Source organism: Anaerotignum propionicum DSM 1682, from assembly GCF_001561955.1.
Taxonomy (GTDB): Bacteria; Bacillota; Clostridia; order Lachnospirales; family Anaerotignaceae; genus Chakrabartyella; species Chakrabartyella propionicum.
In genome coordinates this window covers 3,092,532-3,110,292 of the sequence record NZ_CP014223.1, presented here as the reverse complement: position 1 = coordinate 3,110,292, position 17,761 = coordinate 3,092,532, and the positions used below count along the sequence as shown (strand labels likewise).

Annotated in this window: 18 protein-coding genes and 3 tRNA genes; 12 read left to right on the top strand and 9 right to left on the bottom strand. The window is 40.7% G+C overall.

The genetic code is table 11. The features are described from left to right. Nucleotides 1-170 precede the first annotated feature (170 nt). The 3 genes from CPRO_RS14705 to CPRO_RS14695 are packed head-to-tail and all read right to left on the bottom strand — an operon-like array spanning nt 171 to nt 2,132. On the bottom strand, nt 171-671 hold the full coding sequence (locus CPRO_RS14705; RefSeq protein ID WP_066053523.1) for a PaaI family thioesterase: 501 nt from the start codon (nt 669-671) through the stop codon (nt 171-173). A 16-nt stretch (nt 672-687) separates the two neighbouring features. Next, nucleotides 688-1,173 (bottom strand): PaaI family thioesterase, encoded by a 486-nt coding sequence (locus CPRO_RS14700; RefSeq protein WP_066053520.1) that lies wholly within the window; start codon nt 1,171-1,173, stop codon nt 688-690. A gap of 14 nt (nt 1,174-1,187) precedes the next feature. Then, on the bottom strand, nt 1,188-2,132 hold the full coding sequence (locus CPRO_RS14695) for an alpha/beta fold hydrolase (RefSeq protein WP_066053517.1): 945 nt from the start codon (nt 2,130-2,132) through the stop codon (nt 1,188-1,190). Nucleotides 2,133-2,230: 98 nt separating this feature from the next. On the opposite strand from CPRO_RS14695, the gene CPRO_RS14690 reads away from it, so the two are divergent. From CPRO_RS14690 to CPRO_RS14650, 9 genes are all read left to right on the top strand, one after another. Further along, a complete protein-coding gene (locus tag CPRO_RS14690) occupies nt 2,231-2,437 on the top strand; it encodes a hypothetical protein (protein WP_066053514.1) in 207 nt (68 codons plus the stop codon). Between the two features lie 105 nt (nt 2,438-2,542). Further along, nucleotides 2,543-2,615, top strand: a tRNA-Thr gene (locus CPRO_RS14685). 9 nt (nt 2,616-2,624) lie between these two features. Further along, nucleotides 2,625-2,705, top strand: a tRNA-Tyr gene (locus CPRO_RS14680). Nucleotides 2,706-2,735: 30 nt separating this feature from the next. Beyond that, nucleotides 2,736-2,809 (top strand) — tRNA-Met (locus CPRO_RS14675). Between the two features lie 461 nt (nt 2,810-3,270). Further along, a complete protein-coding gene (locus CPRO_RS14670) occupies nt 3,271-3,990 on the top strand; it encodes a polyphosphate polymerase domain-containing protein (protein ID WP_066053511.1) in 720 nt (239 codons plus the stop codon). Then, on the top strand, nt 3,983-4,675 hold the full coding sequence (locus CPRO_RS14665; RefSeq protein WP_066053508.1) for a DUF4956 domain-containing protein: 693 nt from the start codon (nt 3,983-3,985) through the stop codon (nt 4,673-4,675). Before CPRO_RS14670 ends, CPRO_RS14665 begins: the two co-directional genes overlap by 8 nt. A gap of 15 nt (nt 4,676-4,690) precedes the next feature. Then, nucleotides 4,691-6,685 carry a carbohydrate-binding domain-containing protein gene (locus CPRO_RS14660; protein ID WP_066053505.1) on the top strand — a complete coding sequence of 665 codons (1,995 nt, stop codon included), beginning with the start codon at nt 4,691-4,693 and terminating at the stop codon, nt 6,683-6,685. A 482-nt stretch (nt 6,686-7,167) separates the two neighbouring features. Next, a complete protein-coding gene (locus tag CPRO_RS14655; protein WP_066053503.1) occupies nt 7,168-7,842 on the top strand; it encodes a response regulator transcription factor in 675 nt (224 codons plus the stop codon). Continuing rightward, on the top strand, nt 7,839-9,119 hold the full coding sequence (locus CPRO_RS14650) for a sensor histidine kinase (protein ID WP_066053500.1): 1,281 nt from the start codon (nt 7,839-7,841) through the stop codon (nt 9,117-9,119). Before CPRO_RS14655 ends, CPRO_RS14650 begins: the two co-directional genes overlap by 4 nt. Nucleotides 9,120-9,463: 344 nt before the next feature. Here CPRO_RS14650 and CPRO_RS14645 read toward each other — a convergent pair whose 3' ends face one another. After that, nucleotides 9,464-9,832, bottom strand: coding sequence for a hypothetical protein (locus tag CPRO_RS14645; protein ID WP_066053497.1), 369 nt, complete (start codon nt 9,830-9,832; stop codon nt 9,464-9,466). Nucleotides 9,833-9,967: 135 nt separating this feature from the next. Here CPRO_RS14645 and CPRO_RS14640 point away from each other — a divergent pair, with 135 nt between their 5' ends. Further along, nucleotides 9,968-10,630 (top strand): Crp/Fnr family transcriptional regulator, encoded by a 663-nt coding sequence (locus CPRO_RS14640; protein ID WP_066053494.1) that lies wholly within the window; start codon nt 9,968-9,970, stop codon nt 10,628-10,630. Between the two features lie 71 nt (nt 10,631-10,701). Here CPRO_RS14640 and CPRO_RS14635 read toward each other — a convergent pair whose 3' ends face one another. The 3 genes from CPRO_RS14635 to CPRO_RS14625 are packed head-to-tail and all read right to left on the bottom strand — an operon-like array spanning nt 10,702 to nt 11,669. Further along, nucleotides 10,702-11,274 (bottom strand): hypothetical protein, encoded by a 573-nt coding sequence (locus CPRO_RS14635; protein WP_096348648.1) that lies wholly within the window; start codon nt 11,272-11,274, stop codon nt 10,702-10,704. After that, nucleotides 11,267-11,467 carry a 4Fe-4S dicluster domain-containing protein gene (locus CPRO_RS14630; RefSeq protein ID WP_066053489.1) on the bottom strand — a complete coding sequence of 67 codons (201 nt, stop codon included), beginning with the start codon at nt 11,465-11,467 and terminating at the stop codon, nt 11,267-11,269. The genes CPRO_RS14635 and CPRO_RS14630 overlap by 8 nt, the downstream gene beginning before the upstream one ends. Before the next feature lies 1 nt (nt 11,468). Then, nucleotides 11,469-11,669 (bottom strand): 4Fe-4S binding protein, encoded by a 201-nt coding sequence (locus CPRO_RS14625; protein WP_066053487.1) that lies wholly within the window; start codon nt 11,667-11,669, stop codon nt 11,469-11,471. Between the two features lie 227 nt (nt 11,670-11,896). On the opposite strand from CPRO_RS14625, the gene CPRO_RS14620 reads away from it, so the two are divergent. Continuing rightward, nucleotides 11,897-12,415, top strand: a complete 519-nt coding sequence (locus CPRO_RS14620) for a C-GCAxxG-C-C family protein (RefSeq protein WP_066053480.1) — start codon at nt 11,897-11,899, stop codon at nt 12,413-12,415. 17 nt (nt 12,416-12,432) lie between these two features. After that, nucleotides 12,433-13,473 carry a stalk domain-containing protein gene (locus CPRO_RS14615; RefSeq protein ID WP_066053479.1) on the top strand — a complete coding sequence of 347 codons (1,041 nt, stop codon included), beginning with the start codon at nt 12,433-12,435 and terminating at the stop codon, nt 13,471-13,473. A gap of 262 nt (nt 13,474-13,735) precedes the next feature. On the opposite strand, the gene CPRO_RS14610 is transcribed toward CPRO_RS14615, so the two are convergent. After that, complete coding sequence (locus CPRO_RS14610; RefSeq protein WP_066053476.1) at nt 13,736-14,458, bottom strand: MBL fold metallo-hydrolase; 723 nt, start codon at nt 14,456-14,458, stop codon at nt 13,736-13,738. A gap of 180 nt (nt 14,459-14,638) precedes the next feature. Next, nucleotides 14,639-17,758 (bottom strand): efflux RND transporter permease subunit, encoded by a 3,120-nt coding sequence (locus tag CPRO_RS14605; protein WP_082754387.1) that lies wholly within the window; start codon nt 17,756-17,758, stop codon nt 14,639-14,641. Nucleotides 17,759-17,761: the final 3 nt, after the last annotated feature.

The window sequence follows — 17,761 nt, the reverse complement described above, 5'->3', positions numbered from 1 at the left end:
AAATGAAAAACCTGAAAGGATGGGAAATCGATCCCAATACTTTCAGGTTTTCGTTTTTTAGAATAGAAAAAAACAAATTATCTAAAATATAACTTTTTTAAAAAGCATTTTAATTGCAGTTATTATCATGGCATTTTTGAAAAATAGAAATCATTACATACGTAATGCAATTATATCTTTACTAAGGAATCATTTTCATTGGGTATTTCTAATATTTTATTCAAAATCATAAAGGTTGTGGAGGCTGTAGCTGCAAGAATATTTCCTCGTTTCAGCTGTGCCTCTCCTGTCATAGCAACAACATTTTTCCCTTGGGAAATGATGCGGGCGTGATACTCTACGGTATCGCTGGGTAAAACAGGCTGTATAAAAGTAGTAGATAGATTTACGGTGCAAACCATATTTGGTTGTGAAAAATAATGGCATAATAGGCCAAAGGTTATGTCAAACCCGCTTACAATCATACCTCCATGGAGTCCGCCTTCGGGGTTTAATTCCCAATCCATTACTTTAAATGCCAGGGTCAGCTCTTTTTTCTCAAAGCTGCACTCTTTAAAAGTGGGATTTAAAAGGGGCAAAACACCCTTTTTTTTCAAAAAAGAATCAGGAGCGCTTATTTGTGAAAACCAAGCTTCCATATTTTTTTGACTCAAATTTTCGCTGATTATCATATGTAGCACATCCTTTCTAAATGAGTGGGTTATTTTGTGTTTCTCTGAGGGCTTTAAAAACCGAGGTGGCGCTGGCCGTAATAGCAGAGTCTTTTTTTGACCAAGCTTCCCCTGTTATGTTACACAAGGAGCGTCCCTGAAAGTCCATTTTTGCCTTGATATAATAGGTATCTCCCAAGAACATAGGTTTATGATAAGTGGTATTTAAGCTTACAGTGATTACCACTTGGGGTTTTGTGAAGTAATGACAAAGAAGCCCCAGAGCTGTATCAAAGGCAGTGGCGATGATGCCCCCATAAATGGAATTTTGAGGGTTTAGTTCCCATTCCAAAACATCAAAGGAGAGGGTAACACTTTTTTCCTCAAGACTGCAGCTTACAAATTTCGGTTCTATTTTTGGTACGACCCCATGGCTTAAAAGCCTGGAGCCGGGGCTGGTCACTTGGCGAAACCAAGCCTCCATGGCTTCTTGGGTGTACGTTGGTAAAGCAGTTGTATTCATTGTTGTATTCCCCTTTATTTCAAATATTCTTTTACGATCTGTAAGAAGTTTTGGCTATTTTCCAAATGAGGGAAATTACCCACTTCTTCAAAAATTACATATTCCCCGTCAGGACGTGCATTTTCAGCCCATTCCATGGTTGAAATGGGGTTCGTTTTATTTTCTTCACCCCAGAAAATCCAAAATGGTACAGAAAGGGCAGAGAAAGCCGCCTTTGTATCTGCACGCCAGAAACCGGTTTTCAGAGTGGCAAAGGTTATCTGCCTGTTTTTACTTCCTCTTGCCGAAGTATGAAACGTTTGCACCAATTCATCTGAGATTTTTTCTTTTGCAAAAAAAGCTGTTTCTAAGCTTCCTTTTATTTTACTCTTCGTAGTCTCCATAAGAAATTGCTGTGTGCCTGAAACAGGCAATAGCAAACTATGAAGGGGTTTTAAGTCCTCATTTGTGGCAAAGCCACGCCCAAAGCCTTCAGGAGAAATCAGCATCATTCCCTTTATTTTTTCAGGATAAAGCATAGAGGTAACCAATGCCAAATCACCGCCGCCATTGGAGGCCAGAATACAGGCAGGACGACGGATAATCTGTTCCATAAATTCATGGATGATATGGGCGTACTGATAAGCTGTCCAAGGTTTATCCGGCAAAAAGGAATTGCCAAAGCCGGGCAAATCTAAGGCGTAAACATGATATTGCTCCGATAGAGAAGAAATCACCATATCCCACTCCCTACGGCTTGTCCCCAGCATCATACTGTGAATGAGGAGCAAAGGGCGGCCGTGTCCCGAGGAGGAATAAGCAATATCCCCAAGGGATGAGGCATATATTTCAAAAAGGGCATCATCTGCTCTTTTTTGTGCTTGCCAAAAACAGGCTTTTTGCCAAAAAATGAGTCCGCCGAAAAGACCCGCTGATGCGGCGGAGATGGAAAGTGCTGTTTCTTTAATTTTTTTGTTCATATCAGACCCTCCTTTTCTATTATTATGAACGGAAAAACGTCATTTGAAAAGAGGAATTTTCATAGTATGTAATAAGTTTTTGAAGGAGGATCAAAATTATGCAAGCTTTTCTAACTTTGGCAGGACAATTTTTCATAATTTTATGTATTCAGTCCATACTAGAAGTGATGGCGTATTCCAGAAGGCAGAATCATTTGTTAAAGCCTATTTCTCTGGGATGTTATATTGCCTCTCTTGTATTGGTGCTCCATTTTATGCAGCAATATATTGGGGATATTATGCGGGCAATTAATTTTATATATTAGTATAAAAGGCGGGGAGCGCACTTTTTGGCGAAAGAAGAAGAAAAAGCTTGACGAAACAAAATTCCTATGATATTATATTATTCGTACTCGATTTAAGGGTATTTTGCCGATGTGGCTCAATTGGCAGAGCAGCTGACTTGTAATCAGCAGGTTATCGGTTCGAGTCCGATCATCGGCTTAAACATATGGGTGGATTCCCGAGCGGCCAAAGGGGGCAGACTGTAAATCTGTTGCGATAGCTTCGAAGGTTCGAATCCTTCTCCGCCCATAGTAACTCAATTTCATAATTTTTTATTGCCGCGGAGTGGAGCAGTCCGGTAGCTCGTCGGGCTCATAACCCGAAGGTCGTCAGTTCAAATCTGGCCTCCGCAATTAAAAATCCCCAGAAACTTTGTTTCTGGGGATTTATTTTTTTGTCCGCCTTTGTTAAAAAACGATAGAAAGTTAAAAAGTATATTTTCTAGTACTTAAAAACAAGCCTACGAGTCCACTAGCAAAAGTAACAGGGATTAAAAGGGTTAATAAAAGGAAAATTCAAGTCAATCAAAAAACAAAGTAAATGAAGATTATCATACAAAGATATATGAAATTGTTGAAATACTATCACCATAAACAAGATTGCCCTAGAAACCTTGATTTCTAGGGATTTTTTTATTACTCTATATAAGACTTTTTGATTGCTCAAAAAACAATTTTTAATCATTTCATACTCCTTAATGAAATTTATGTAAATTATTTTTCAAATTTAAAGTAGATTTTAGGTTATAACACTAAACTTGGTCTTGAAAAAAGAGTTTCACCTGCAAAAAACAGCAGGTAAGGAGGCGAAGTTTATGGGAACACCCACAACGTTTGAACGAAAGGAAGTCAAATACCTGATTTCCTATGGACAAAGAGCAAAACTTCAGGACTTGATGGATACTTATATGTCCCCTGATAGTTTTGGCAAATCTACCATTATGAATATCTATTATGATACAGATAATAAACAGCTGATACGTCATTCTATGGAAAAGCCCGTTTATAAGGAAAAGCTGAGAGTGCGCAGTTATGGTACTGCCAATCCCGAATCTACGGTTTTTGTGGAACTAAAGAAGAAATACAAAGGGATTGTATATAAAAGGCGGGTTTCAATGAGCCAAGAGGATGCAAAGCTTTGGCTGGAGAAGAATACATCGCCCCAGAAAAATACCCAGATTACCCGAGAGATTGATTACTTTACCCAATCTCATTCGCTAAATCCTGCAGTACTATTGTCCTATAATAGGGAAGCGTTTTTTGGAAAAGAGGATTCGGAATTTCGTATGACCTTTGATGATAACATTCTTTGGAGGGATTATGATATTTGCCTTTGTAAAGGGGCATATGGTGAAGAGCTATTGCCCAAAGGAATGCAGCTTTTGGAGGTGAAGGCTGCTATGGGAATGCCTTTATGGCTTTCCAAATTTTTCAGTGAAAACATTATTTTTAAAACCAGTTACTCTAAATACGGAAATGCATACACTGCAATGATCCAAAAAGAGCTGGTAGAAAGGGGCAGATACAGTGCTTGATTTTATGACAGAAAATATTTTAGCTTCATCCACCACAACAGGGATCACATTATCAGCGTTCTTGCTTTGTGTTGCTACAGGTTTGGGGATTGGGTTTTTGCTGGTGTTAACCTACAGAAGAAAGAGCAAAAGCTCCCCGGGATTTTTGGTGACTCTGGCTCTGCTCCCCGCAGTTGTTGCGATGATTATTCTCATGGTAAACGGAAATTTAGGTGCGGGTGTTGCCGTTGCAGGAACCTTTAGCTTAGTTCGATTCCGCTCCGTTCCCGGAACCGCCAAGGAAATTTGTGCAATTTTTATTGCCATGGCAGCTGGGCTTGCTGTGGGTATGGGTTATTTGATCGTGGCAGTTTTATTTACCCTAATTTTAGCCTTGGCGGAAATGTTCTACAACACGAAAAAAATGCAAGAATTTTGTGGTGCAACCCAAGAACGTCAGCTTCGCATCACCATTCCTGAGGATTTGGACTACACAGAAATTTTTGATGATATTTTTCAAAAATATCTGAAAAGCTTTGAGCTGGCAGAGGTTAAAACCACAAATATGGGAAGTTTATTCCGTTTGACCTATCAAGTAGTGGTAAAAGAGGGTGTGGCTGAGAAAAAAATGATGGATGCCATTCGTGTCCGCAATGGCAATTTGGAAATCAGTTTTTCCAGACCATTAAACCATAATGAATTATAAGGAGGATGTTATTTTATGAAGCAAAGAAAAAGAACGGTCCTTGCCGCTATAACAGTTGCTTGTTTATTATGCAGCTGTAGTCAGACGGCAAATGGTGCAACCACAGAGACTACCGTAGCAACAACGGATGCCACAACACTTGTCACAGCTTTAGACCCTGAGACATTATTCAGTACCAGGGATAAAACAGGAGATTATGATGAAAGTCAGGCTATTTCCATAACCCTGAGTGATACCAAAGCCACAAGTTCAGACAACAGTAAGGTAAGCATAAGTGCTTCCACCGTGACCATTCAAGATGAAGGTGTATATATCTTGAGCGGGAAGCTGACAAATGGTCAGATTATTGTGGATGCTGAAGAAAGTGATAAGGTTCAGTTAGTACTCAATGGTGTAACAATAAACAATAACACAAGTGCGGCCATTTATGTGCGTCAAAGTGACAAAGTTTTTGTTACCTTGGCAAAAGGCACAACCAATACTCTTTCCAACAAAAATGCTTTTGTTGCCATTGATGATAACAATATTGACGGTGTCGTTTTTGCTAAGGATGATATTACCTTCAATGGCAGTGGCACATTAATCATCTATGCAGCTTACGGCAGCGGCGTTGTTGTCAAGGATGACCTGACTATTACAGGGGGCAGTTATAAGGTGAATGCCGCAGACCATGGTTTTACTGCAAAAGATGGCATTGCCATTGCAGATGGCACTTTTCAAATAACCTCCGGTAAGGATGGTTTCCATAGTGAGAATAAAGATGACGCAACAAAGGGCTTTATCTATGTAGGGAAAGGTAGTTATAACATTACTGCACAAGGGGATGGTTTTGACGGGGCATCTATCTTGCAGATTGAGGATGGTACTTTCCAAATCAAAACAGGCGGCGGCAGTGATGCCACTCTTGCAGAGGATGCAAGCGCAAAAGGTGTAAAAACAACTGGAAACCTGTTGCTTTCCGGCGGAACCTATACGCTAAATTGTGCTGATGACGCATTCCACGGTAATGGGAACCTGACAGTAAAAGGTGGGAATTATACCATAGCAACAGGTGATGATGGTTTCCATGCCGATTTAGCCTCAGTGGTTGAGGGCGGAACAATACATATTACAAAAAGCTATGAAGGCATAGAAGGGCAAACAGTTCAAATTTCAGGTGGGACCGTCAAAATTGTGTCCTCCGATGATGGTATCAATGCGGCAGAAAGCGGTGAGGATTCTGATGAACTCACCGTAGGAGGAGAGAAAGGTAAAAAGGCAGACGGTGAAAGACCTGCCTTTGATGCCACAGCCACACCGCCTGAAAAGCCTGCTGGGGACGCAACAACCAGTGCAACAACCAAAACCGATGCATCAACAAAAAATACCACTGGTAACCCTCCCATAGGAACTCCTCCAACAGGTAGCGCACCAACAGGCACCCCTCCAACAGGAACAGAGGGAGCTATACCGAATCGTATGGGTGGTGGTTTCCAAGCAAATGAAAACTGTGATATCACAATTACAGGGGGAACAATAACCATCGACGCAAAAGGGGATGCCATTGATTCCAACGGTAGTATTCATATAAGCGGCGGCGTAATTTATATCACTGGACCTGAAAATAACGGAAATTCCTGTGTGGATAGCGATGGTGATGCTGTAATAACCGGTGGAACCTTGGTTGCCTGTGGTTCCAGCAGTATGTTCCATGGATTTAGTACGGATTCCACCCAAGGTTGGGCTTTAATTAACTTAACAGAAGCAAAAAGTGGTAAGGTTACATTAACCAGCGGCGGCACAACCCTGTTGAGCTATACGCCAACAAGAGAGTATACAGCAGTTTTAGTATCTGGCTCCGGTATTAAGAAAGGCTCCACTTATACCTTAACCATGGGAGATGAGACGAAAACCTTTACCATGGAGAGTCTAAGTTACACCTCTGGTACCTCTAGTAACGGAAATATGAGTGGCAGAGGGCAAATTAATGGAACAAGGCAGAATCAGACCACAACAAAAGCTACTTCATAATTATTAAATAGAATCTCCCTCCTCAATTAGAAGGATATGCTGGCTAAAAAGACTGCATATGGCTCTCGGTTTGAGGAGGGGCTTTTATTTGGGGCAATAAAGGGAGTAAATAACGGAATAAGAGAAACTAGGGAAGTAAATTTGATGTTTTTGCAAAGTTCTTTCTATTTGTTGCATAGATAAATCAAATCCAGTTTTATAAAAATATGAATTTTAAGAAAATAAAAATCTTTTAATTTATATTTAAGTTTGGAATGTTAACTTTTATTTGTAAGTATTTAACCCCTATTCAATATTTTACTCTTCTATAAAATATTGAGAAAAAGACCTATTGTATAAACCAATAGGTCTTTTTCAAAATTAACTTTTTTATATAAAGTATGGTAAAATAAGATAGGGCTGCTTCATTCCATAATATTATGGGAAAGTTAAAATAAGTTTTTAGGGTGAAACCCCATTTGATACATAAGGAGGTGAAAACCATGCGAATTTTATTGGCTGAAGATGAAAAAGAGCTTTCGAATGCTTTAGTCACAATTTTGCAAAGAAATGGTTTTTCTGTAGATGCTGTTTATAACGGCGAGGATGCCTTGGATTATTTAGAGGCAGATAATTACGATGGTGTTATTTTGGATATTATGATGCCTAAGGTAGATGGATTATCCGTATTAAAGAAACTTCGGGAGAAAAAAAATACCATTCCAGTGTTGATGCTTACAGCAAAGTCTCAGGTGGATGATCGGGTTTTGGGTCTTGACAGTGGTGCCAATGATTATTTAACCAAACCCTTCGCCATGAAGGAGCTGATTGCCAGAATTCGTGCTATGACCAGAAAAGTCGAAGTTGGGGGAGATAACCTTCTCACATTTGGAAATATGACGTTAAATCGCAATACCTTTATCCTTTCTACAGAGACTGCGCAGTTACGTCTAATGGGCAAGGAATTTCAAATGATGGAATTGATGATGACAAATCCCAATCAATTAATTTCTGCGGAACGTTTTTTGGAACGTATTTGGGGATATGATACCCAGGCGGAGTTAAGTGTGGTGTGGGTTTATATATCTTATTTACGTAGACGTTTAACTGCGGTAGGGGCAAATGTGGGAATAAAATCAGCAAGAAATTTAGGTTATACCTTGGAGGTAAAGGCATGAGCGAAAAATTAAGACTTCGTTTTATTGCAATTGCATCGTTTAGCGTTTTCATTGTGCTTTTCTCCTTTTTGGTTTCTATTAATGCATGGAACTACAGTAATATGAAGGAGAATGCCGATAAAATTTTGTCTGCTATTTCCGAGAACAACGGTGTCTTTCCAAAAGTTCATCGGGACAAGCCCAAAAATGAACCGATTCCCAAGGAAAAGTCAGAGATTGAGGAGCCAACAAGAGCAAAAAATCCGCCTATATCGGGAAGACGAACAGATTTTTCTCCCGAGGATCCTTTTGCAACCCGATATTTCTCAGTCACCCTCAATGGGGATATGGCACAAACTTCAATCAACTTGAATTATATTGCTGCAATTACTATTGAAGAAGCCACGGAAATGGTGAATTCTGTGGTGGAAAAGGGAAGTGAGAAAGGATTTTTGGGTTCTTATCGTTATCGTATTTCTGAGGTTGATGGCGGAACCTTGATTGTTTTCTTGGATTGTACCAAGGATTTGTTTTTCATGAATAATTTTTTGTTTAACAGCCTTTATGTTGGTGGTGCGGGCTTTTTAGCGGTTTGCTTATTGATTATTATATTTTCTAAAACTGCTGTGCGGCCTGTGGTTGAGAGTTATGAAAAGCAAAAAACCTTTATCACCAATGCGGGTCATGAGCTGAAAACTCCATTATCTATTATTGATGCCAACACAGAGGTCATCGAAATGGAAAATGGTGAGAGCCAATGGACCCAAAGCATCAAGCGTCAGGTGGAACGGTTGACCCGTTTGACCAATCAGCTGACTACTCTGGCAAAAATGGAGGAGGGTCAGGCCCCAATATCTATGGAAAACCTAAATTTTTCTAATATTGTTACTGAAGTATGTGACGAAATGGAGGCGTTTGCCCAAGGACAGGGAAAAACCATTCAGGCTTTGGTAAACCCTGATGTAATGGTGATGGGAAATGAGGATCAGTTGCGCCAGTTAATCTATATCCTTTTGGATAACGGTGTAAAGCACGCAAAGGAAGGCTCTCCCATCGAGGTAAACTGGAATAGCAACGGAAAATTGACGGTGAAGAACAAAGCTTATCTGGAGCAAACGGGAAATATGAATATTCTTTTGGAGCGGTTTTATCGCACAGATGCCTCTCGAAGCAGACAAACAGGGGGATACGGCTTGGGTCTTTCCATCGCCAAGGCAATTGTAGAGCAACATAAAGGTAAAATTTCTGCAATGGCTTCTAGTGAGGACACGTTAGAAATTACTGTTACCTTAAAGTAAAATATGTTTTGGGTACCTTAAAGCGCTTTTGATTGTTCATTTTTAAGCAAGGTAAGGCGGAACAGTTATTCTTTGCAAAGTAAAGAAAGTTATAAATTTGTTAATGGAAATAGTCTTAACAGAATTTATGAAACTCCAAAGATATGGGGGTTTTGGTGGGTTAAGGGTGAAAACCTTGAGGGTGATTGCGGGAATGCCCTCAAGGTTCATTTTACCCACTGTTTTAACATCTCATTTGTATGAGATGTTTTTCTTTTGAGAAATGTATTTTTAAAGCTTTCTGTGGAATAGAATGACAAGGAAATGTCTTTTTATTTCCCGTAGTTATCAATAGATAAAATAATCTATGCATTTTCCAAAGCAATCAAATTAACTCCATCCTCACGCATATTTTGCAAAAGCTGGGCATGAAAAAAACAACAGCCATAACAAGGATAGAGGAGCATATGGCTATCCAAAGTGAAGAGCTGACTATCTTCAATGGAAACATATGGATTTTCTTCTGTAGGTGCAGGGGAAAGGATTCCTTTTTTCAGCCCTGTCACTGCCCCCTCAATCAGGCAGAGGGTGCGGTTCTGTTCAGTTTTTATGGGTTCACCCTTTTTTACAGAAATAAATTCTGCACAGAAACAATCCACCATGGTTTGCAATCCTTCTTTGGTAATGTTTCTGAAAATAGGTAAGGCTTGTATTGCGTCTAATTTTACATTCATCTTTTGTACCTCCCATTGGATATGGCTGGATTTTAGCACGTAGTTGCTTTTCCGTCAAGGAGCGGCGTTGACAATTTTTAAACAATAACATAAAATCAAAAGTAGATGGTTTTTAAAAGGAAAAGGAGGGCTCCTATGGTTCCCAATCAAATAGAAATGCTTCCGTTTTTCCCTAACTTAACGGGGGAAGAAAAGGACTATTTACGCAAAAATATGCGGACTTTGGAATTTCAGGTTGGTGATTTAATTTATACCCCTGCGAAAGGCTCCTTGGGTATGGTGTTGGTGCTGAAGGGTGGTGTACGGGCATATTTAACATCCGAAGAAGGCAAAAAAGCAACAATTTTTCGTTTGAGAGAGGGCGAGTTTTGTATGCTGACCATGTCCTGCGCTATGTCTCAAATTACCTTTGACGTCGAGGTTGAGGCTTCTGAGGATTGCAGCCTTTTGCTATTGCCCACAGATGTTTTTGCTAAGGTAGAGCAAGAAAATATTTATGTGAAAAACTTCTCCCTTGAGCTGATGATGGAGCGGATGTCCTCTTTGGTGGAAGGGGTACAGCAGATGATGTTCTTAAATTTGGAACAAAGGCTTGCGTCCTATCTGTTGGACGAAAGCAGTCAGAGAAAAAGTGATACTCTGCATTTGACCCAAGAGGAAATTGCAGAGAATATAGGCAGTGCCAGAGAGGCTGTCAGCCGTACCTTAAAAAGAATGAAGGAAAAAGAGCTGATTTCTGTGGGGCGTGGCTGTATTCATTTATTAGACAAAAAAGATCTTTATGCTCTTCTTCAATAAAATATAGAGTGTGATTTGAAATAGTTTAGGGCACCATAAAAAAATGATGCCCAAATAAGAGGGATACAAAATTACTCTTTGTATTTTGCCTTACATATCAGTTGTGTCATGGTACCCATGGGGCAATAGACACACCAAGTGCGGGGTCGAAACAGAAACATGGTAATCAAGCCTAATGATGTTGAAGTCAGCATGACGCTGTAAAAGCCAAAGGCGAACTGCTTCACCCAATTTGCCACAGGGGCGGATGAGGAAGCAAAGCTCCATGGCAGAGAAAAACTCCAAAGAAGGGTAACTACTTCTTTAAGGCTATTTGTGCCTGCAAACACCAAATAGCTGGAGAACAGCATTTGGAAAAACATAACCAGAAAAAAGGTCAAAAAGCCGTAGCGAAAGGCCTTGCTGTAGATCCATTTGGGAATGGGAAGATTCCATGAATAACGTTTCCCAATGATAGATAAAAGCTGACCTCTGCCACAGTAGCGGTTGCAATAACCTTTTTCTCCCCCTGTGAAAGACATGATGAGGGGAACCAGAAAGCAAATTAGACCAAGCCAAGCAAACAATATATTAAAAAATCCCAGAATCAGATAAAGGGAAGATGCAACCCAAAGGTAGTCGTACCAGTTTTTTTTCTTAGCCAACGAGATCAGCCTCCTTTAGAGAGATGATATCGGCAGGACAAGCTTTTACGCAAAGACCACAGCCAATACACTGTCCTTGATTTACATTGGCATAGATGCCACGGTATACGGCAATGGCATTTTTGGGGCAGGCCTTTTCACAACAGCCGCAAGACACACAGTCTGTTTTGGATACAATTGCAATTCGTTTCATATCAGCCCTCCTTTACCATGAACAGGGCTTTTTTGGGACATACCATGGCGCATTTTCCACAGCCTATGCAATGGGTTTCATGAATAACGGGAGCAGAATAGGGATTATCTTGGGTCAAAGCTCCAACGGGGCAAACCTGTAAAGAGGGACATCTGTGATTTTGGGGACATCTATCTAAATTAATCTTTGCTAATTTTCTCATACGAAATTATCCTTTCAATTTATAATTTGTTGTTTTATGGTATGCTTTAATGGGCAGAGAGCTATAGAACTGGCGGTAACTTACGTAAATATTTATAAAATATAAGTCGAAAACAAAATTTTTTGCTGATGCAGTTCTGATTTATGGTATGATAGTAGCATAAGACTTTGATTAGATTCCGTAACTTTGTTACGCAGAATAATAAAATGAGGTTTGGAGGTTTTGTGATGGATGAGGAAAAGGCCGAATTGACATTGGTGGAACAGGCAGAACAAAGTAGCAGTAATTATTTTCGACAAGGTTTAAATTGTACGGAATGCATTATGTGTACTTTTTTTGATATGGACAAGATAGATTTGCCAAAAGAGACTATTGCATTAGCAACAGCTTTTGGTTCGGGCATGGGCAACACGAAAAATACTTGTGGCGCAATAACAGGTGCAGTGATGGCGTTAAGCGGTGTGCTTGGTAGAAAGAACCCCTTTGAAAAAGAAACTGTAGGGGAGAGAATTGCCGAGTTGAAAGATATTTATGTTTTAATTGGGGAGATGGTTCGTGAAATTGAAGATCATTACGGAACTCTGATTTGCAAAGAGCTTTCCGCACCTATGGGTGAGTTTGAAGGAAAGGCAAGAAAGAAGAACTGTATGCAGATTATTGGCTATTGCGGTGGTTTAGCCATGAAATATGCATTAATGGCGGAAGAATTGGCAAAGGAAAAAGAAGCTTCTGAGAAGGAAAGCTAAAAAAGAGGTGAAAAACCATGAAAAAGATGTTATTGGCAAGCATAGCCGCTGCCATGTTATGGACAACCACAGTATTTGCTTATCCGGCAATACAAGTATATGTGGATGGACAGGGGATAACTTTTGACCAACCCCCAGTCATCGTTGAGGATCGTACGTTAGTGCCTATGCGGGCAATTTTCCAAGCCTTGGGCAGTGAGGTGGCTTGGTCTGAGTCTGACCAAACCATTACTTCCACAAAAAATGGAGATACGATTGTACTTAAAATTGGCGATGCAGGCCTTTATAAAAACGGGCAATTGAAATATACCATGGCAGTACCTGCCCGTATCATGAACGGCAGAACCTTAGTGCCTTTGCGTGCCGTTGCAGAGGCCTTTGATGCACAGGTAGGATGGGATCCCCAAGGGTATGTGGTGACTGTGATTTCTTCCCAATCAGGTGGAGAGAATAATGATACCACTTCAGTAAAGGCTGATGATGGAACCGTTGTTTTATCTTTCCGTATGGATATTCCAAAAAGCAAAGGGAGTTATGCAAGCCAAATGGAAAAAACGTTGAATGAAGAGGCTAAAGCTTTAGCAAAGGCTTATGTGGATACCTATGGGAAGAAAGCAAAAACCGAGTATGAGGCTGCCAAGGCAAAGGGAATATCCTTTTCCCCTTACTACTATGTAGGTTCTTATGAAATAACAAGGGAAGACAGTAAATTTGTATCCTTTTATGGAACAAGTACCCAATATACAGGTGAAATGCAGGGTCAAAGAGGCTGTACCTCACATACGTTTTCAGCGAAAAATGGAAAGGAACTTACCCTTTCCGATATCATAGGGGATAGCGAAAAGGAACTTCAGGCATTTTGGATGACCTCCTTTGGTGCCCTTATTGATGAGAAACCAGCTGGTTTTTATTCCAATGCTAAGGCACGTTTGGAAAAAAACTTGGATATAGTCGGGTTTTATGTCACAAAAGACGGCCTAGGGTTTTATTTACCTCCTGAAACCATTGCGCCCAATGAGGCAGGGATAATCTCTTTTACCGTAAAGTATGATTTATAATGAAACCCTCCATTTTCCAGTGATGGTATTGACGGTCTAAGCAGAAAAACAGAATTGTTTTTCTGCTTTTTTATATGACAAGAAACAAACACATCCAAAATGGGTGTGTCAGTCTGTCTATAAAATTTAAATATGGTCTGAGAAATTAATGGATTTTCCGGATTTTTTTTCATGGATTTTGAAAGAACTTCTTAGAAAATGGGGGTTTTTCAAAGGATGATGATTTTTTCATGCCTTAAACACACAAAAAAGCTCCTTATGCTTATAACCTTTTCCATTCTGCCCGCAATTCTGCCAGAAGAGCTTCCTTCGTCTGAGGAGGATGGTGCCCCTTAATGGCATGGCGAAAATCAATTCTCTCCAGTTCATCAATGTATGCAGTCAGTAATACTTTATCATAGACCCATTCTTCTCCTTTGGGAACAGAACAATAGGAGTCACCCAGAAAAATAACTTCATCCTGAGGGATGAGAAAAATGACGGAGTCCCTGCAGTGTGGGGAAACAATTTCCCGCAGGATACAGGTGATATCCCCCAAATCAATGGTCATGGAACCATTAAAGCTGATTTCAGCAGTTTTTACCTTGATATCACTGCGATGGGTATATTCCTTACGAATGTGTGTGTCAGAAAAATCTGAGTCCTCACCGGTTTCCAGACGTTTTTCCATGGAGGCATCATCCCATGTCCAGTGGGACATTTTTTCCAATTCCTTATTGGTTTTACCCCCAGCAATGGTAACAGCATCCGTTGCCCAAAGGGCAAAGGTATGATCCCAATGGGCATGAGTCACTGAAAGATAACGAGGAGATGGAAGTTGATTTTCCTGTAATTTTTCCATGAAAAGCTGATAATGGGCAGCAGAGTTTCCTGCATCCATCATAAAGCCGCCTTTTTTTCCTTTGATATACCCCAGGGCAGGGCGATCTGTTTCGGGATCATGTTCCATATAATAAATATGTTCTGATATTTTTGAAAGCTTCATACGGTATTTCCTTTCTCATAATTCAATAAGTGCTTTGAAAAAGCCAAGTACCTTTTTCGTCAGGCAAAAGAAAAAAGCCCGCTTGCCTCCCTAAAGATATGCATTGCAAAACGGGCTTTTTACCCTTCTTTCAGTATAGTGCCTTTTCGATGAGAAAAGCAATACCGAATGAGAATATTTTTATGCAGTTACTTTCTTTTTCGCCTTCAATGCTTTTTTCTCTTTTCGTGCTTCTTTCTTTTGTATTCTTCTATCTTTTCTTTCATTCATCCAAAGATAAAGAACAGGAATGAATACCAATGTTACAACGGTAGAGAAGGCAAGACCGAAAATAACGCCAATGGACAAGCTTTGCATCATTTCACTGCCCTCGGCTTTGCTTAACGCCATAGGAATCATACCTAAAATCGTTGTTAATGTAGTCATCAAGATGGGACGTAAACGTCTGGGGCCTGCTGTTACCAAAGCATCATGGCAGTTTAACCCTCTTCCCATTAGCTGATTTGCATAGTCAACCAAAACGATACCGTTATTTACAACCATACCCACCAGCATAACAAAGCCCATCAGAGCAGGCATGGTAACGGTATGACCTGTTATGAACAAACCGAGGATACCGCCTGTAATTGCCAAAGGCATGGAGAACATAACGATAAACGGATAGCGCAAGGATTCGAACTGTGAAGCCATAATCATATAAACCAAAAGTACTGCGATGACCATACAAATCATCAAGCTTCTGAAGGCATCCATCATCATTTCCATATTTCCCGAGTAAGAATATGTACAACCTTCGGGGAAATCATAGGTTGACAAGGCCTGATCAATCAGCTTCTGTGCTTCACTTCCGCTTAAGTTGGGCGTGTTAGCACTGATGGAAATATAATTCTTTTGGTTCTCTCGAGTAATAGAGGTTGCGCTTTCGCTGATTTCTATGTTTGCAACGGCAGAAAGTGGAATCTGCGCGCCCGTCGATGAGGTTACCGTCAGATTATTCAAGTCTGTCAAATAATTCAACTCTTCAGTGTTATAACGAAGAACAACATCCAATTCGGACCCATCTACTTTATACTCAGTTGCGGTTGTACCGGAAATTGCGGCACTTAAAGCACTTGCAATGCTACCTGCAGTTACGCCATAATGGGAAGCTTTGCTACGGTCAATTTTAACCATGGCCTCAGGCACCGTATTTCCGGTGGATCCTTCCACATCGGTAAAGCCATCAATGTTGCTGATAATATTAACAATTTCATCTTCAACACTCATTAAGGTTTGATTGTTATAGCCATAAACATTGAAGGTTACGTCGCCGCCGCTTGTGCTGCCCATGGAGGATTGGGATGCGGATACAGAAAGCTCTATTCCCGGAATATCCCCCAATAAAGTCTTGATTTCTTCGCATACCTCCGCAGTGGTGCGAGAGCGTTCATTTTTTGGTATTAAGTTCATATAAACGGTTGCTTTTGCACTGTTATTGGACATAGAGTCTGCACCGATAATTGCATAAACCGTTTCGTTCTCGGGAATGGTCTGGAGGCGGTACATTGCCTCTAACGCAACTTCGTCGGTGGTTTCCAGTGCAGTTCCGTTAGGCAGAGATATTTCAACACTGGCAGTGCCTTCATCCGACTCCTGCATAAAGTCCATACCTGTCATAGGCACGGTGATCAGGCTGGCAACAAAGACTGCCAATACTGTAAGCACAGTTGTTTTACGATGGGACAGTGCCCAGCGGATTACCCGCTCATACCATTGTGTAAGGCGGTCTAAAGCATTATCCCATATGGTAATCGCAGAAGAGAATTTCTTGTATTTATGCAGCTTCGTCTTTTTGTTCTTTTGCAAAAGCAGAGCAGAAGCCATAGGAACAAAGGTAATTGCAACTACGAGAGATGCTGCAAGGGAAAAGGTGATGGCAAAGGACAGGTTTTGCAGAAGCTGTCCTACGGAACCTTTAACAAAGGCAATGGGCAGGAAAACTGCCACAGTTGTTAACGTAGAGGCAGTGATTGCCATGGTAACCTCTTTTGCACCTACTTCTGAGGCTTCTTTTGGGCTATATCCCCGCTCATAATACTGATAAATACTATCCAGAACAACAACGGAGTTATCTACTAACATACCGATACCAATGGCCACACCACCCATAGAAATAAGATTCAACGACATTCCTGCCAGATACATCAGCGCAAAGGTCGCCAGGATGGAGGTGGGGATTGATATTGCAATAATTGCAGAGGTAATGGGGTTCTTCAAGAACGCCAGCAATACAAAGAACGCAATCAAAGCACTTAAGAACGCTGTTTCTGTGATATTTGAAAGGGAATCCTTAATATAGTCTGAGGTATCCATAACAATACTCATATGCAGTTCAGGATATTGGGCTGTAATTGCGTCCAATTCCTTCTGAAGCTTTTCACTTGTTTTAACCAAGTTAGCGGTAGACTGCTTATTGACGGAAATCATGATACCACGTTCCCCATCAAGATAAGCAATATTGGTTTGGTCTTTGTCTACTTCCTCAACGTTGGCTACGTCACTCAAGTGAATAATTGCTCCCGTGGGTGTAGCAATGGGCAGATCTTTGATTTCCTCCACGGAGGTAAACTGTCCGATGGTACGTACGGGCACCTTTAGTTCCCCCTGGGTAAGAGAGCCGGAGGGCAGGTTCATATTTTCTGCCGCTAATATCTGAGAAAGCGTGTTTACGTTTAGGCCGTATCCTGTAAGCTTGGTAGGATCAACGGTAATGCGTACCTCTTTTTCAATACCACCTGATAAATCAATGGAAGCTACGCCCTCAATACGCTCTAAACGAGGAAGAATATCATCCTCCAGAAGGTTATTCAGTGCGTTTAAATCCAAATTATCCGCAGTAACTCCCAAATAAATGGGAATGGCGTTCATATCTATTTTAAAAATTACGGGGTCATCCGCATTGGAGGGCAGGCTGCTTTTTGCCCGATCCAAAACATCCCTTAAATCTATGGCTGCCATATCAATATCCGTGCCATCGACAAACTGTACCATAACAAGGGCAGCATTGCTGTTTGATATGGAGGTAATGGTATCCACGTTATTTACTGTGCCCAAAGCATCTTCCAAGGGTTTTGAGACAAGATTTTCAATTTCCTCGGGACCGGCACCCACATAGCTGGTGCTGACTAGCACGACTGGGATATCTACGTTAGGCATCAATGATAGGTTTAGGCCACTGTAAGCTACGATACCGGCAATGAACACCATTAATGTTACCATGATGGTGGTAACTGGCTTTCGAATGCAAAGTCTGGATAACATAAT